We start from the raw sequence: 16,064 nt of genomic DNA, 5'->3' as shown, positions 1-16,064 counted from the left end.
CTTCCTCGTCGTCTATGTCTATATCTACGTCTGTATCTGCGTCTGTGTCGTCATCTGCGGAGACTTCGGAGTCCTCGAGTTCGTCAAGTTCGTCGCGGTCCTCGCCGGGGCGGCGGAACTCCACCTGGACCTTGCCCTTGACCAGATCGGGGAACCCGTACCGCCCGGCGCCCTCGATCTCCACGCCGGCCTCGTCCACCGCCAGGATGCGGCCCTCGGCCACGGCCCCGTCGCGCAGCTCGGCCTTGACCAGCCGGCCGCTGGCACGCCGCCAGTGGCGGGGCTGGGTGAGCGGCCGGTCCACGCCCGGGGAGGTCACCTCCAGCACGTACGGCCCGCCGCCGAGCACGTCGGTGGCGTCCAGCCGTTCGGAGACCGAGCGGCTCACCTCGGAGACGTCGTCGAGGCTGATGCCGCCGTCGCGGTCGACCACCACGCGCACCAGCCGCCGTTTGCCCGCCGGAGTGATGGTGACATCCTCCAGATCAAGCCCCTCGGCGGCGACCACCGGGCCGAGAAGCGCCACAAGGCGGTCGCGTCGAGCGTCGCTGCCCATGCCGACCTCCCATTCACGGGCGTACCTCGCCCAACGTGCCCACAGCCTATCGACACGAGGGCGCAGAAAGAGCAGCACTGCCCGCCGAGCCGTACGATGGGACGTCGTGAGGCAGGAAGCGGCGGGCACCAGGGATTCCGGTAACTCCGGCATCTCCCGGCGTTCTCTCTTCGGGGTCACCATCGGCGCCACGGCCGCGTTGGCGGTGGGCTGCGCGAGCGCCCCGGCCCCCGAGCAGGCCGCGCCCGAGCCGCCGGACCCGGAGCTCACGCTGCTGGCCGGAGTGATCGCCGGCAAGGAGCAGATGGTGTCCTACTACCAGCAGGCCACACTCTCCGACGCGGACCTGGCGGGAGCGCTCCAACCCTTCCAGCAGCGGCACCTGGCCCACCTGACCGCGCTGCGCCGTCATCTCCCGGAGAAGGCCCTCGCGGAGCAGGCTGTCGCCTCCCCGTCGAGCTCCTCCTCCCCGGTCACCGCTACGGACGTCTCGGTGGCGTTCCTGCGGGAGGCCGAGCGGAAGGCCGCCGCGACCAGGCCCGAGCAGCTGTCGGTCGCCTCCCCCGTGCTCTCCCAGCTGCTGAGCAGCATCGGCGCCTGCGAGGCGCTGCACGTGATCGCCCTCGGGCGGCTGCGATGAGCGGGTTCGGGATGAGCGGGGTCGGGAGGTCGGGACCGGGGGCGCTGGGCAAGGCGCTGGCCGCCGAGCACGCCGCCGTGTACGCCTACGGAGTGATCGGCGCCCGGACCGGGGGCACGCTGCGGACCAGGGCCAACGCCGGGTTCGACGCGCACCGGGCCAGGCGTGACCAGCTACGCGCGCTGATGACCCAGCGGGGGGAGGCCCCGGCCGAGCCAGGGCCCACCTACCAGCTGCCGTTCGAGGTGACCACGCCCGCCCAGGCGGCCCGGCTGGCCGCCTACATCGAGGAGCGGGTGGGCATGGCCTACCTGGAGCTGTCCGCCGACCCCGATCCGGGGCTGCGCCGCCTGGCCGCGCTGGCCCTGCAGGAGTGCGCGGTCCGGGGGTACGGCTGGCGCCCGGTGATCGACACGCTGCCGGGCATGCCGTCCGGCGCCTTCCCGGGAGCCACGCCCGGCCGTACCGACCCGACGCCGGTGCCGCCGGCCTCCACGAGCCAATAGGCCCGCGCGGGACAAGTTTGAACTTCTTTTGACGGGTAGTTCACCAGAACGAGCGGCCCGCTGCCCCTCCCCCGTGACAGCGGGTCGCCGTTCTGTGTGATCAACCCTGGGCGGCTCTGTGTGATCAGCCCTGGGCGGCGGCCAGAACGCGGCTCACGGCCTCGTCGAGCGGGATCTCCTCCTTGGTCCCGGAGGCGCGGTCGCGTAGCTCCACGACGCCCTGGGAGACGCCCCGGCCGACGATCAGCACGGTGGGCATGCCGAGCAGCTCGGCGTCCTTGAACTTGACGCCCGGCGAGACCCCGGCGCGGTCGTCCAGCAGCACCCGCAGGCCGCGCGCCTCCAGTTCCTCGGCCAGCCCGGTGGCCACCTCGATCTGGTTCTCCTTGCCGGTGCCCACGATGTGCACGTCGGCGGGGGCCACCTCGCGCGGCCAGACCAGGCCCAGCTCGTCGTGGCGCTGTTCGGCCAGCAGGGCCACCGCCCGGGAGACCCCGATGCCGTAGGAGCCCATGGTGATCCGGATCGGCTTGCCGTCGGGGCCGAGCGCGTCGAGCTGGGCGGCGTCGGCGTACTTGCGGCCCAGCTGGAAGATGTGGCCGATCTCGATGCCCCGGTCGATGGACAGGCCGGAGCCGCAGACCGGGCAGGCGTCCCCGGCCCGGACCTCGGCGGCCTCGATGGTGCCGTCGGGGGTGAAGTCCCGCCCGGCCACCACGTTGACCGCGTGCCGTCCCGGCTCGTTGGCGCCGGTGACCCAGGCGGTGCCGTCCACCACGCGGGGGTCGACCAGGTAGCGGATGCCGAGCTCCTTGAGCACCTGGGGGCCGATGTAGCCGCGCACCAGGCCGGGGTGGCGGGCGAAGTCCTCGGCCTCGAAGATGGCGGGCTCGCCGGGGGCCAGCGCGGCCTCCAGGCGCTTGAAGTCCACCTCGCGGTCCCCGGGCACGCCGATGATCAGCGTCTCCGGCTCCTTGACGCCCGGCGTGGCGACCTTGATCACCACGTTCTTGAGCGTGTCGGCGGCGGTGATGCCCAGGCCGTGGTGCTCGTTGAGGTGGTTGACCAGGGTCTCGATGGTGGGCGTGTTCGGGGTGTCCAGCACCTGGAGCGGGGGCGTGACGCCGCGGTCGGCGTGCGGCGCCGGGGTGGTGACCGCCTCGGCGTTGGCCGCGTAGCCGCAGGTGTGGCAGGCCACGAAGGTGTCCTCGCCGGTCGGGCTGGGGGCCAGGAACTCCTCGGAGGCCGAGCCGCCCATCGCGCCGGAGGTGGCGAAGCAGATCCGCACCTCGATGCCGAGCCGCTCGAAGATCCGGATGTAGGCCTCGCGGTGCTGCTCGTAGGAGCGCTTGAGGCCGTCGTCATCCAGGTCGAAGGAGTAGGAGTCCTTCATGACGAACTCGCGGCCGCGCAGGATGCCCGCCCGGGGGCGGGCCTCGTCCCGGTACTTGGTCTGGATCTGGTAGAGGGTCACCGGGTAGTCCTTGTAGGAGGAGTACTCCCCCTTGACCATGTCGGTGAACATCTCCTCGTGGGTGGGCCCGAGCAGGTAGTCGACGCCCTTGCGGTCCTTGAGCCGGAAGAGGGTGTCCCCGTACTCGGTCCAGCGGCCGGTGGGCTCGTAGAACTCGCGGGGCAGCAGGGCCGGGAATAGCACCTCCTGGGCGCCCATCCGGTTCATCTCCTCGCGGACGACCCGGGCCACGTTCTCCAGCACGATCTTGCCGAGCGGCAGCCAGGAGTAGATGCCGGGGGCGACCCTGCGCACGTATCCGGCGCGGACGAGCAGCTTGTGGCTCGGCACTTCCGCGTCCGCCGGATCCTCACGCAGGGTGCGCAGGAACAGGGTCGACATACGCAGTAGCACGGCTACTCCTCGGCTTGGTCGCTGATGCTAGCGCTAAGGCTAGCGACTTCTGCGGGCCGTTAGAGCGCCAGCGCGAGCATGCCGTACGAGCTGGAGTAGGCCATGGCCACCAGCAGCGCGTACAGGCGGGCGGCGGCCCGGCGGGCGAAGACCAGCAGGATGACGGCGGCCAGCGCGAAGCCGGTGCCGACGGCCCACTGCCAGCCCTGGTACGGCTGGCCGTGCAGCAGGTGCACCAGTTCCTCGACGGCCTCGCCGAGGACCACCCCGGCGGTCATGCCGCAGGCGACGACGCCCCAGCCGTCCGTCCGGTTGGCCAGATACGCGAGAGGTCCCAGCACGGTCAGCGCCAGGAGCAGCACATTCAACCCCGAGGCACCCCCGGCGAGTCCGTCGAAGGGCGACAACCCGTGGACGGCGACGCTGGCCATGATCTGCCCGACCAGGCTGCCGAACGCGGCGAGCGCGCCGTTCACCAGCGACCAGCCGAAACTTGCCGCGTTCCAGCCGACCACCACGGTGAGGGCCATGAAGATGAAGGGGTCATAGATCGACAGCACCCATTCGGGCACGATTTCGGCCAGGCCCCCGCCCAGCCCGCCAATCAGAGCACCGACGACCAATGACGCGACCATGTACCACTGGATCCGGCGTTCCCGCCGGTCGAGCGCTACATAGTCCTGGTCTGGACCGATATTGCTTACCTTGTCTTTTCGTCTTTTTTGCTTGGCTTTTACAAAAGCCCAGGCCACCCGATCCCCCGATCTACGTGCGGCTATATCACAGGATATTCGGGCATCAAAGAACCGCAAATAGCAACACGCACAAACCGGTAAAGAACGATCGGCCGGCACCGTGCCAAGCACGCAGCCACAGGGCATCCGGGCTGGTGAAGGAACCGGAAAATCAGCCGCCGAGCAGTTCCTCCCAGGGGCTGCGCACGGCCGTGTGCTGGAGCGGGTCGAGCGCCTGGGCCATCCGCCAGACCCCGGGGCGGTGCCGCATCCGGTCCAGGCCGATCGGATCGATCGCACAGAGCGTGACCGGAACCCCCAGCACCTCGAGCACGGCGGTGGCGTGCTCGGCGGGCCCCCGGCGGAGCTCGTCCAGGCCGCCGTCGCGGAGCCGGTCGGCCAGCAGCGCGGACAGCTCGCCGGCGTACGGGCCCTCCCGCCACTCGATCTCCCAGCCGTCGCCGGCGCCCTGCCACCAGGCCAGGTCCCGGCAGGACTCGATCGCCTCGGGCTCGGCGGCCAGCGCGGCCAGCACCCGGCCGAGCACCTCGTACCGCCGAGCGTCGGAGCCGGGGCCGGGGGATCCGGGGCCGGGGCTCACGCCTCGTGGATTCCGCGCAGGTTGCCGCCGCCTCTTCGCCCCAGAGCTCACGGGAGACAACTGTGATCGTGGTTGGTCCCCCAGGCAAGCCCCAATTCGCTCTTGCGGGAACGCTCCGGCGCGCCGTAGAACTTGACCTCTGGTCCCATGGTGGCGGATGGGGGAAGAATTCCGGGTAACTCTCCCTTGGAGGATCTGGTGACCTTGCGTGTTGCGATCGTGGGCTCGGGCCCCGCCGGCATCTACACGGCGGAAGCGCTGACCAAGCAGGCGTCCGGGCCGGTCGCAGTCGATGTGCTGGAGCGCCTGCCCACGCCGTACGGGCTGGTGCGGTACGGCGTGGCGCCGGACCACACGTCGATCAAATCCATCGCCGGATACCTGCGCCGGGTGCTGGAGACCCCGGGCGTGCGCTTCCTCGGCGGCGTGGAACTCGGCGCCGACCTGTCCGTGTCCGACCTGCTCACCTGCTACGACGCCGTGGTCTACTGCACCGGCGCGATGGTGGACCGGCAGCTCGGCATCCCCGGCGAGGACCTGCCGGGCAGCGTCGCCGCCACCGACTTCGTCAACTGGTACTGCGGCCACCCGGACGCGCCCGAGTTCACGCTGGACGCCGAGGAGGTCGCGGTCATCGGGGTCGGCAACGTCGCGGTGGACGTGGTCCGGATCCTGGCCAAGAGCGCCGAGGAGCTGCGCGCCACCGACGTGCCCGACCAGGTGCTCGGGGCGCTGGAGCAGTCCCGGGTGAAGCGTATCCACATGATCGGGCGGCGTGGGGCCGCGCACGCCAAGTTCACCCTCAAGGAACTGCGCGAGCTGGGCGAGCTGCTCAACGCCGACATCCTGACCTACCCGGACGAGGTCCGGGTCGAGGACCTGACCACGCTCTCCCGGCAGGTGCGCGGGAACGTGGACGTGCTCCAGTCCTGGGCCGGACGGGCGCCCGAGGACCGGCCGCGCCGCATGGAGGTGCGGTTCTGGCTGCGCCCGGTGGAGATCCTCGGCGTCTCCCGGGTGGAGGGCCTGCGGCTGGAGCGCACCCGGCTGGCGGGCGGCCGGGTGGTCGGCACCGGCGAGTTCGAGACCATCCCCGCTGACCTGGTGCTCCGCTCGGTCGGCTACCAGAGCGTGCCGCTGCCGGGGGTGCCCTTCGACGAGCGCACCATGACCGTGCCGAACGAGGCGGGCAGGGTCCGGGACCGGGAGTACGTGGCGGGCTGGCTCAAGCGCGGCCCGACCGGGGTGATCGGCACCAACAAGTCCGACGCCGCCGAGACCGTGCGCACCCTGCTGGCCGAGGTGACCCCCGCCGCCGAGCGGCCCGCCCTGGACCGGCTGCTGGCCGAGCGCGGCGTGCGGCCGATCACCTACCAGGACTGGCTGGCCATCGAGGCGGCCGAGGAGAAACTGGCCCGCACGCTGGACCGGGGCGACCGGGTCAAGCTGGTCGGCCGGGACGCCATGCTGGACGCGATGGGCCGCACCCCCGGCCCGGAGTAGCCCGCCGTCGCCGGATGCCGGAGAGCCGGATGGAGAGCCGGATGCCGGAGAACCGGATGGACAGCCGGGTGCTGGAGATCCAGGTGCTCGGGCCTTTCGAGGTGCGCTCCCCGGCCGCTCCGGTGCCGTTGGAGGGCCGGCCGCGTGAGGTGCTCGCCCTGCTCACGGCCGCGGCCGGGCGGCCGGTGCGGACCGAGGTGATCCTGCGCCGACTGGACTTCGCCTCCAAGGGCAACCTCCAGTCCGCGGTCTCCCGGTTGCGCCGCGCGCTGCCCGCCGGGGTGGTCCGCACCGTCGCCGGTGGGTACGCGCTGGACACCGGCGTGGTGGTGATCGACGCGGTCCGGTTCGCGGAGCTGGTCGCGGGTGCCCGGACGGCCGCCGACCCCGACGGGCCGCTGACCGAGGCCCTGGCCCTCTGGCGGGGTGAGCCGTACGGGGAGTTCGGGTTCCTGGCGGCCGAGCGGACCCGGCTGGCGGCGTTACACGGGGAGGCCGTGGAGCGGCGGACCGAGTCCCGGCTGGCAGCCGGCGGCGGCGCCGAGCTGGTCGCCGACCTGGAGGGGCTGCTGGTGCTCCATCCGACCCGGGAGCGGCTCTGGGGGCAGCTGATGCTGGCCCTCTACCGCGCGGGGCGGGCGGCCGAGGCGGCCCAGGCATACCACCGGGCCCGCGCGGCGCTGCTCGCGGAGGGTCTGGAGCCGGGTCCTGAGCTGGTGGCGATCCAGCGCGCGGTGCTCGCCCAGACCCTGGCGCCCCCGCCAGGCGGGAACACAGCCCGGAGTGGGGTCGGGGAGACCGCTGAGGAGGTGGCCTGCCCGTACAAGGGGCTGGCGCGGTTCGAGAGCGATGACGCGGCCTACTTTCACGGGCGGGACCGGCTGGTGGACAAGCTGGTGGCTCACCTGTCGGGGGCGGGGCTCGTCGCGGTGGTGGGGCCGTCCGGGAGCGGGAAGTCCTCGGCGGTGCGGGCCGGATTGCTGCCCCGGCTGGCGCTCGGGGCGCTGCCGGGGTCGGCGGGGTGGCGGCAGCTCGTGGTGACCCCGGCGGCCACCCCCGACCTGGCGGCCGTACTGCCGGAGCAAGGGCGCTGGGTGCTCTTCGTAGACCAGTTCGAGGAGGTCTTCACCATCCTGCCCGCCGAGCCGCGCCGGATATTTCTGGACACGGTGGTGGCGGCCGCGGCGCGCGGCAAGGTGGTGCTCACCCTGCGGGCCGACTACTACGGGGGCTGCGCGTCCCACCGGGAGCTGGCCCAGCTGGTGGTGGCCGCCCAGGTGCTGGTCGGGCCGATGAGCGAGGCGGAGCTCGCGGAGGCCATCGAGGCCCCCGCCCGGCAGGTCGGGCTGACCGTGCAGGACGGACTCCCCCAGGCGTTGCTGGCCGACGTGCGGGACCAGCCGGGGGCGCTGCCGCTGCTGTCCACGGCACTGCTGGACCTGTGGGAGCACCGGAAGGGGCGGTTGCTCACGCTGGCCGCCTACCAGCGCTCGGGCGGGGTGCGCGGCGCGATCGAACGGCTGGCCGAGCGGGCGTACACGGCGCTGGACGAGCGGGAGCGGGTGGTCGCCAGGGCGGTCCTCCTGCGCCTGGCCGACAGCGGGCAGGGCGCCGGTTTCACCCGGCGGCGGGCGGCCCTGGACGAGCTGGCCGATCCGCAGGTGCGGCGGGTGCTCGGCCTGCTGCTCGACCGCCGCCTGCTGATCATCGACCAGGAGACCGTGCAGGTGGCGCACGAGGCGCTGCTCACCGAGTGGCCGCGGCTGCGCGGCTGGCTGGAGGCCGACGCGGACGGCCGGGCCATCCGCCGCCACCTGTCCCCCGCCGCCGCCGAATGGGCCGCGCGGGGCCGCGACCCCGCCGAGCTCTACCGGGGGGCGCGGCTGTCGGGGGCGCTGGACTGGGCGGGCGCCCATCCGGACCTGCTCACCGAGGGCGAGCGGGAGTTCCTGGACGCCTCGGCCGCGGCGGCGGACCGGGAGTCCAGGATCCGGTCCAACCGGCGGCTGCGGGCGATGGCGGTGAGCCTGGTGGCGGTGCTGGTCATCGCCGCCATGGGCTGGACCCAGAAGACCGGTTCCGACCGGGCCCGGCTGGTGGCCGACGTGGAACGGCTCGGGTCGCAGGCGCTCACCGAACCCGATCCGGCGCTGGGCGGGCTGCTGGCGGCGCAGGCCGTACGGCTGGATCCCAGCGCCGCCGCCCGGCACAATCTGCTGGCGCTGCTGTTCGCCAACCCGAGGCTGCTGCGCGGCACCGCGGCCCTGCCCGAGTTGGTCAGCGACACCACGCTCAGCGGGGACGGCTCCCGGCTGGCGGTCGCCTCCGAGCTGGGCAGGGTCTGGGTCTACGACATCGCCACGCTCCGCCCCGTCGGGCCGCCGATCGACGCCGGGCCCCGCACGGTCCGCCGCATCTCGCTGGACCGGGACGGGCAGCGGCTGATCACCATGAACCGGGCGGGGGTGCCGGTCCGGATCTGGAACGTGGCCACCGCCACCCCACGGCCGCTCACCTCCCCCGCCGGGCACGAGCCGGACACGGCGGTCTTCGTGGCCGGGGACGCCGTCGCCGCCGTGGTCGGCGAGCACGTGGAGCTCTGGACCCCGGAAGGGGCGCGCAGGCTGCCCAACTCGGAGACCAACAGCGGACTGATCACCAGCGGCGACCTGGCCCACCTGGCGGTCACCACGGTCGCCGGGCGGACCCGGGTGATCGACCTGGACGGGCGGCTGCTCGGCGACCTGCCCACCGCCGCCGAGACCCAGGCGCTCAACCGGGACGGCACCGCCCTGCTCACCACCGACATCGGCCAGGTCATCCTCTGGGACGTGCGCACCGGGAAACAGACGGGCCCGGTCCGGTACGGCAGCGACATCACCTGGGGCTCCTGGTCGGCCACGGGACCGCAGGTGGTCTCCGGCGACGGCCAGGGCCGGGTGCACCTGTGGGACGCCGGGACCCGGCAGCTGCTGCGGGACTTCCCGGCGGCCGGGCGGGTGGCCGGGGCGGAGATCGCCGAGGGGGGCCGGACCCTGGTGAGCGTCACCCTGGACGGGATCATCCTCAGCTGGGACCTGACCGGCACCCGCGGCTTCGGCGCCCCCACCCGGGTGGCCACCGGCGGCCCGGACGACCGGCTGGACGGCTTCCGCGCCTTCTTCACCCCGGACGGCACGGCCAGGTACGTGAAGGACGGCCAGGTCTGGGAGGTCGGCCCCGGCTCGGTGGAGCGCCCGCTCTTCCCGGTGACGGGCGAGGACCCCGTGCTGGCCGGGGCGGGCGGCGGCCGGCTGGCGGTGGCCGCCAACGACCTGGTCCTGCTCGCCGACCTGGCCACCGGCCGCCCGCTGCTGGTCCGCGACATCCTCAACCCGCTGGCCGCCCTCTCCCCGGACGGCACGCTGCTGGCCATCACCACCCAGCCCACCGACACCGTCGCCGACCGGCCCCAGGTCGAGATCGTCACGGCGGCCGGGGACACCCTGGCCACCGCCGAGCTCAGCGCGCGGGCCTCCACGATGGCCTTCACCCCGGACGGCGCCCGGCTGCTGGCCGGACTGGTGAACGGCACCGTGGAGGTCCTGGACGTGCGGACCGGGCGGCGGGTGCTGGATCCGCTCAAGGTGGCGCGAGGCGACGCCGAGGTGTCGGCCATCGGGTACGGTCCGGACGGCCTGGTCGCGTTCGGGGCCGACGACGGGCAGCTCTCGATCTGGCGCGGGTGGGCCCGGCAGCGGGTGATGGCGCGGACCCGGCCGGGCTCGTACCGCAGCGTGACGGTCTCCCCCGACGGGCGGTACGTGGCCGGCAGCCAGGCCGACGGGCGGGTCTCGCTGCACGAGCTGGCCACCGGGCAGCTGGTGGGGGCCTCGCCGGGGCCGTACGACAACACCTCGCGGTTCCTGGTGTTCCAAGGGGAGTCGCTGGTGAGCGTGTCCAGCGATCGGGCCATGCACCGGTGGGATCTCGATCTGGGGTCGGCGCGGCGGCGGGCCTGCGCGGTGGCCGGGCGGGATCTCAGCCCGGCCGAGTGGGCGGCGTTCCTGCCAGGGTACGAGTACCGGCCGACCTGCTGACCTGCGGGCAAGCGCGGGACAAGCGTCTGGTGAGCGTTCGGCAAGCATGACCGGTTGCACTGGTCATATGCGACTTATCTCCTCCGGTCTGCTGGTGGCCGGGCTGCTCTGCGGGGGGCTGGTGCCCGGCACCGCCGCGCAGGCCACGGCTCAGCATCGTTCGTTCACCGTCTACTCGGCCTGGGTGCGGCTCACGGCCTCCTCCCCCAGGAAGCGGGACGACTTCGTGGGGTCTGTCACCAAATCCGGTGACGTGTACACGCTCTCGGGCACGCTCAGGGACCGCCACGGGGAGGGTTCCTCGGCGTACCTGTACATCAGCTGGAGCCCCCGTGGCAGCTGGATCGGCTTCGATCCAGGGAACGACCGGGTCGGGGCGCCCAGCAGTCAGCGGGTGGTGGCCAAATTCCGCTCGCCCACGGTCGTCAAGCTGCGGGTCTGCGACAAGCCGAAGACGGCAAGCAATCCCGGCTGCGGCAACTGGAAGACCGTGGTGGGCTGATGAGACGTTGGCCTTTCCTGGGCCGGGACGAGGAGCGTGCGGCGCTCACGGCCGCGGTGCGGGACGGTGGGGCGCTGCTCACCGGCCCGCACGGCGTCGGCAAGAGCGCCCTGGCGGCACGGGAGTTCGGCGGCCAGGACGTACACGGGAGCGACGTCCTGCGAGTACCCGGCAGCAGCCCCAAAGTCCTGCCAATGCCCGATAACAGCCCTGAGGTCCCGCCGGTTTACGTCTGCCCTGAGGTCCCGCCGGTTTCCGGCGTCTGCCCTGAAATCCTGTGGGTGTCCGGCACCAGCCCGGGCGTCCCGCTGGGTGCTTTCGCTCACCTGCTGCCTGCCGGTTCGCCGCAGGCCAACCCGCTGGCCTGGGCGGCCTCCCAGTTGGCCGGCTGCCGGGTGCTGGTCGTCGACGACGCGCACCTGCTGGACGATCTGTCGGCGGCGCTGGTGCACCATCTGGTGGCCTGTTCGGGGGTGAGCGTGGTGGCGGTCACCCGGTCCGAGGTCGCGCTGCCGGCGCCGGTGAAGGCGCTCGGGCTGCGGCGGCTGGAGGTCGCGCCGCTCGGTGCGGACTGGGCGGCGCGGCTGATGGCGGTGGCGCTCGGCGGGCGGGTCGAAGGGGCGACCGCCCGGCGTTTCCACCGGGCCGCCGCCGGTGACCTGCGGTTCCTCCGCGAGCTGGTGGAGGCCGCGCTGGCCGCCGGGGCCGTCGCGCAGGTGGACGGGGTGTGGTGCTCGCGCGGGCAGGTGGTGCTCAGCCGGCGGCTGCGCGACCTGATCCGCGCCGAGATCGGCGACCTCGACGACGACGAGCGCGACGTCCTCGAACTGGTCGCGGTCCACGAGTCCATCGACGCCGACCTCCTGCTCGCCCAGAGCGACGCCGACGCCGTCCACCGCGTGGAACGCCGCGGCCTGATCACCACCCACCTCCGCGGCCGTTCCCTCCTGGTACGACTCGCGCACCCCATGTACCAGGCCGTCGTCCGCGAATCGGTGGGCCCCCTCCGCGCCCGCCACCAGATCCACCGGGTGATCCCGTCCACCCCCGACCACAACCCCACCCCCATGACCGACCGCGAACAGCAGATCGGCCAGCTCGCCTCCTGGGGCCTCACCAACCGCGAAATCGCCGACTGGCTGGGGTTGTCCCACCGCACGGTCGGCAACCACCTCCACCGCCTCTACGCCAAACTGGGCGTCAACGACCGCACCCACCTGGCGGCCCTGCTCACCTTCCCCACGCCCCCGCGCTGATCGGCGGTCTGCGATTATCGCGGACATGGAAACAACCTTGGGCCAGGTGGAGATCCCCGGCTTCACCACCACCTACCAGCGGCAACAGGAGCTGTACCCGGCCCGGGAACCCACTTGGCAGCCGGTGCACACCGTGTACGTCCCTGCCCATCAGCTGACCCCCGCCACCATCAACACGTGGGCCAAGACCGCCCTCCGCAACCTGGCGGACTGGCACAGGATCCGTGGTCGTGATCCTCAGTCCGCCCTGCCCGAGAAGATCGTCGTGCGGATGGCCAGCCCCCGCCATCGCACCTACGGACATTCGGTGCCCGCCCTTGTCCGCCAGAAACTGACGACCGAACCCATCGAGGATCTGCGGATCGATTTCGAGGACGGCTACGGGATTCGGTCCACCGAGGACGAGGACACCGAGCGGGCGGCGAATACGGTCGCGGCCTGGCATGCCTCGGGCGCGCTCCCCCGGCGCTGGGGCATCCGCGTGAAATCGTTCGCGGACGGGCACGCGGACCGCTCCATCCGCACCCTGGACGGCTTCCTGACGGGCGTGATCCGCGCCGCCGGAGAACTTCCACCCGGATTTGTCGTGACATTTCCCAAGGTGCTGATGGTTGACTATCTGCGCCAGTTCGCGGACCGTCTGTCCGATCTGGAAGAGGATCTCGACCTCCCGCACCTGAGCCTGGGATTCGAGATGCAGGTGGAGGCGCCGCAGACGCTCCTGTTCCTCAGCGAGGCCGTCACGGCGTCCGGTGGGCGGCTGCGCGCGGCGCACTTCGGCGTGTTCGACTACACGGCGGCCATCGGACTTCCTCCGCACGAGCAGCGACTCGACCACCCCGCCTGCGACCACGCCCGGCACCTGATGCAGACGCACCTACGGGCGAGGGGCATCGAACTGTCGGACGGTTCGCTGGCCGCCGCCCCGGCCTCCGACGCCGACGAGGACGTCGTGGCCCTCCTGGACCGGCACGCGGAAACGGTCCGGCACTCGCTGCGTCACGGCTTCTACCAGGGCTGGGACATGCATCCGTCGCACCTGGTCAGCAGGTACATGACGGTTTACGAGTTCCACCTGCGGCACTACGAGGAGTACGAGGCCCGGGTCCGGGCGTGGGAGGAGCAGCGGCAGGAGGGCGGGATCATGGACGAGCCCGCGACGATCAAAACGCTGACGGCGGCCCTTCAGCGGGCTGATTTCGCCCTGGGCATCGGGTCCTAGGCAGCTGGCTTCAGGCGTCGAGCAGGTGCCGCCACTGGGCGACACGGCCGCGTACCACGGGTGAGTTCCAGGAGTCGCGGACCGCGCTGCCGATGTGGAAGGCGCGGACGCCGTAGTCGTGGAGCACGGGGACGTGTTCGCGGCGCAGGGCGCCCCCGGCCATGATCAGAGCGCCGTCGCCGGCTTCGGCGCGGGCGCGCAGGACGGGAAGACCGGAGCCGACGCCCTCGGGGGAGCCGGACGTGAGCACGGTGGCCAGGTTGGGGAGCAACCGGACCGCGCGCCAGGACGCCTGGAGGTCCACGGCGTGGTCCACCGCGCGGTGGAACGTCCACGGCAGCGGCGCGACCGCGTGGATCAGCGCCTCGGTGGCGGCGCGGTCCACGGCGCCGTCCCCGTCGAGGAAGCCGAAGACGAACCCGGCCGCGCCGGCGTCCGCCAGTTCCCTGGCGGCCCGGCGCAGCCGTTCGAGTTCCTCGGGGGCGACCGTGAACCCCGCGTTGGACCGCAACATGACCATCTGCGGGAGCGCGCAGTCCTTGGCGATCGCGGCGACCGTCTCCGCCGACGGGGTGAGCCCGTCGGCGGACATGTCCGCCACCACCTCCACGCGGTCCGCGCCGCCCTCCTCGGCGGCAACGGCATCGCGCACGTCCAGCGCGATCACTTCAAGCAGCGATCCGGTCATGGACCGAACATTATCGGGTCCCTTTGCGGGGCCGTACGGCATCCGCCCTGTTCAGCACTTGCTCGTCCCGAGTCAATGCGATACCAGGGCCTTTTGCTTCGGCACGTACGCGGTGAGGTCCACCACCCGGGCCGGCAGGAAGCCACCCCGCACCCCGGCGGCCCGCTCGAACAGCGCCCCGGAGGCCCGGTGCGGCAGATCCACGGTCCGGACGTGACGGAAACACTGGCCCAGGTAGTACCGCTGGAGCCGGGTGTTGTCCTTGGAGCAGTCCAGGCGAAGATACCGGCACCCGGCCGCCAGCGCGCGCAGCCCGGCCCAGTCCAGTAACGCCTCACCGACGCCCTGGCCCGAGTAGGCCCGGTCCACGGCCAGCTTGTGCACGTACATGGCCGACTCGGGACGGTCGGCCGGGGTCCAGAACTCGGGGTCGGCGTTGTCGTCGAGCGCCATCACGCCGGCGGGCGCGTGGTCGCCGTCGATCACGTACAGCACGCCTTCGTCGATGAGTGGCGCGATGCGCTCGGCGGGAAAGCCGGCCGCCGGCCACTGGCGGACGCCCAGGGTGTGCAGCCAGCCCGCGGTCCGGGCCAGTAGCGAGAGCACATCCGAAAGGTCGCCGAGGGTGGCCCTGCGGAGCGTGAGTTCTGTAGAGAGATTGAGGGTGTCAGAGCGCATGAGAGGTCCTTTCGTTGCTATGGGTGTCGTTGTGATAGCGGAGAGTGACGACTTGATGCCGCACGGCTTCCACGGAGGGGAGTGCGGCAGGAGATCAGCAGGCCGTTACGGCCAGCCGTAAGGGATGCCCGCGGGACAGCAGGCGAGCGTGATAGCGCCGGTGACGGCGTTTCCGGCAGACGTCACCACAGCCCCGAGCCCGGCCTGGGGGGCGCTCGTGGCGGCACCACGCGAAAGGCCGCCCTATTGGGGCGGCCTGTGTTCGGTCAATGGCGTTCCAGCTCGTACCTGATTAGATGTTTGTCGGCGGGCAACACGGATACGGCGACGCGGACCGGAACGTCCTCCTCGTCATACCCGACTCGGACATACACGACAACTGGCGTGCCCGGCTCCAGGTGCAGCCGGGCCGATTCCTCAGGGGTCGGCATCCTTGCCGAAATGTCGTCGACCAGCCGTACCTGGGGATGGCCCAGCTCCTCCAGCACCCGGTTGGCGCCCCGCTTGATGTCGCCGGGGCGCACGATCTCGGAGTCGCTCACCAGCTTCAGCGGGTAGTAGGAGTCGTTGGTGTTGTACGGCTGCCCGTCCACGAACCGTAACCGGCGGCGTACCACCGCCAGGGCCCGGTCCTCCTCCAGCGCCAGCCGGGTGGCGATCTCCGCCGGCGGCTGGACGATCTGGACCTCGATGTTCTGGTCGGCCTGGCGGCCTTCGGCGGTGACGGCGGAGACGAACGCGTCGAATCGGGGACGGGAGTCGTCTCGCGACAACAGCTCGTCCTGTGGGCGCATGAGCAGCGGACGGCGTTCCCGGACGAAGGTGCCGCGCCGGCGCATCCGGAGGATGAGTCCCTCGTTCTCGAGCTCGCCGAGGGCCAGGCGCACCGTGTTGCGGCTGACCTGGTGGCCGTCCATGAGCTCGGTCTCGGTGGGGATCTGATCGCCGGGCCCGAATTCGCCCGAGTAGATCGCCCGCCGGAGTTCGGAGGCCACCTGCTGGTAGAGCGACGATCGTGCCATTTTCCCTCAATCCACCCTTTTGTGCCAACAAATCTAGACGATCTCGGTCTGACTTGGAACAACCACTTGACCTGACGGTGGGATCCGCGCATTATCCAAACGTTGGTACAAATCCATCCAATGGGGGTGGGCCGGTGTTGGCGGTCCGTGCGGGTAGGTCCTACCCGCCTTCGGGGAACCCCGGTGAGGCAACGCGTTTACTGCGCTACG

Annotated in this window: 13 protein-coding genes and 1 pseudogene; 7 read left to right on the top strand and 7 right to left on the bottom strand. The window is 71.9% G+C overall.

What is annotated here, in order from left to right; translation table 11 throughout:
- Positions 1-40 precede the first annotated feature (40 nt).
- Positions 41-556, bottom strand: a pseudogene (gene rimP, locus KIP79_RS20000) (ribosome maturation factor RimP); the annotation flags it as partial.
- Positions 557-662: 106 nt separating this feature from the next.
- Here rimP and KIP79_RS19995 point away from each other — a divergent pair.
- Together KIP79_RS19995 and KIP79_RS19990 are read left to right on the top strand one after the other, a co-directional pair.
- On the top strand, positions 663-1,196 hold the full coding sequence (locus tag KIP79_RS19995; protein ID WP_214106379.1) for a hypothetical protein: 534 nt from the start codon (positions 663-665) through the stop codon (positions 1,194-1,196).
- A complete protein-coding gene (locus KIP79_RS19990; RefSeq protein WP_214106378.1) occupies positions 1,193-1,702 on the top strand; it encodes a ferritin-like domain-containing protein in 510 nt (169 codons plus the stop codon). Before KIP79_RS19995 ends, KIP79_RS19990 begins: the two co-directional genes overlap by 4 nt.
- A gap of 124 nt (positions 1,703-1,826) precedes the next feature.
- Here KIP79_RS19990 and KIP79_RS19985 read toward each other — a convergent pair whose 3' ends face one another.
- The 3 genes from KIP79_RS19985 to KIP79_RS19975 all read right to left on the bottom strand — a co-directional run bounded on the left by KIP79_RS19985 (position 1,827) and on the right by KIP79_RS19975 (position 4,904).
- The gene (locus tag KIP79_RS19985; protein WP_214106377.1) at positions 1,827-3,569 is read right to left on the bottom strand and encodes a proline--tRNA ligase; all 1,743 of its coding nucleotides are present in this window, start codon (positions 3,567-3,569) and stop codon (positions 1,827-1,829) included.
- 59 nt (positions 3,570-3,628) lie between these two features.
- Complete coding sequence (locus KIP79_RS19980; protein ID WP_214106376.1) at positions 3,629-4,204, bottom strand: hypothetical protein; 576 nt, start codon at positions 4,202-4,204, stop codon at positions 3,629-3,631.
- Between the two features lie 271 nt (positions 4,205-4,475).
- Entirely contained in the window at positions 4,476-4,904 is a 429-nt protein-coding gene (locus tag KIP79_RS19975; protein WP_308169799.1) for a hypothetical protein, read from the bottom strand.
- 147 nt (positions 4,905-5,051) lie between these two features.
- Between KIP79_RS19975 and KIP79_RS19970 the strand changes: the two genes are divergently transcribed.
- From KIP79_RS19970 to KIP79_RS19950, 5 genes are all read left to right on the top strand, one after another.
- Positions 5,052-6,407: an FAD-dependent oxidoreductase gene (locus tag KIP79_RS19970; protein WP_214106375.1), complete on the top strand. Its 1,356-nt coding sequence runs from the start codon at positions 5,052-5,054 to the stop codon at positions 6,405-6,407.
- Positions 6,408-6,448: 41 nt separating this feature from the next.
- Complete coding sequence (locus KIP79_RS48975; RefSeq protein WP_214106374.1) at positions 6,449-10,486, top strand: nSTAND1 domain-containing NTPase; 4,038 nt, start codon at positions 6,449-6,451, stop codon at positions 10,484-10,486.
- A 67-nt stretch (positions 10,487-10,553) separates the two neighbouring features.
- Positions 10,554-10,988: a hypothetical protein gene (locus KIP79_RS19960; protein ID WP_214106373.1), complete on the top strand. Its 435-nt coding sequence runs from the start codon at positions 10,554-10,556 to the stop codon at positions 10,986-10,988.
- Positions 10,988-12,244, top strand: coding sequence for a helix-turn-helix transcriptional regulator (locus tag KIP79_RS47120; protein ID WP_250213510.1), 1,257 nt, complete (start codon positions 10,988-10,990; stop codon positions 12,242-12,244). Before KIP79_RS19960 ends, KIP79_RS47120 begins: the two co-directional genes overlap by 1 nt.
- A gap of 25 nt (positions 12,245-12,269) precedes the next feature.
- On the top strand, positions 12,270-13,466 hold the full coding sequence (locus tag KIP79_RS19950; RefSeq protein WP_214106372.1) for a DUF6986 family protein: 1,197 nt from the start codon (positions 12,270-12,272) through the stop codon (positions 13,464-13,466).
- Positions 13,467-13,476: 10 nt separating this feature from the next.
- Here the strand turns inward: KIP79_RS19950 and KIP79_RS19945 are convergent, their stop codons facing one another.
- The 3 genes from KIP79_RS19945 to KIP79_RS19935 all read right to left on the bottom strand — a co-directional run bounded on the left by KIP79_RS19945 (position 13,477) and on the right by KIP79_RS19935 (position 15,854).
- A complete protein-coding gene (locus KIP79_RS19945; protein WP_214106371.1) occupies positions 13,477-14,154 on the bottom strand; it encodes a copper homeostasis protein CutC in 678 nt (225 codons plus the stop codon).
- 72 nt (positions 14,155-14,226) lie between these two features.
- Entirely contained in the window at positions 14,227-14,832 is a 606-nt protein-coding gene (locus tag KIP79_RS19940; RefSeq protein ID WP_214106370.1) for a GNAT family N-acetyltransferase, read from the bottom strand.
- A gap of 266 nt (positions 14,833-15,098) precedes the next feature.
- On the bottom strand, positions 15,099-15,854 hold the full coding sequence (locus KIP79_RS19935; RefSeq protein ID WP_214106369.1) for a GntR family transcriptional regulator: 756 nt from the start codon (positions 15,852-15,854) through the stop codon (positions 15,099-15,101).
- Positions 15,855-16,064 lie beyond the last annotated feature (210 nt).

It is taken from the genome of Acrocarpospora catenulata, from assembly GCF_018476525.1.
In the GTDB taxonomy this organism is placed as follows: domain Bacteria; phylum Actinomycetota; class Actinomycetes; order Streptosporangiales; family Streptosporangiaceae; genus Acrocarpospora; species Acrocarpospora catenulata.
This window is presented reverse-complemented; position numbering and strand designations above follow the sequence as displayed.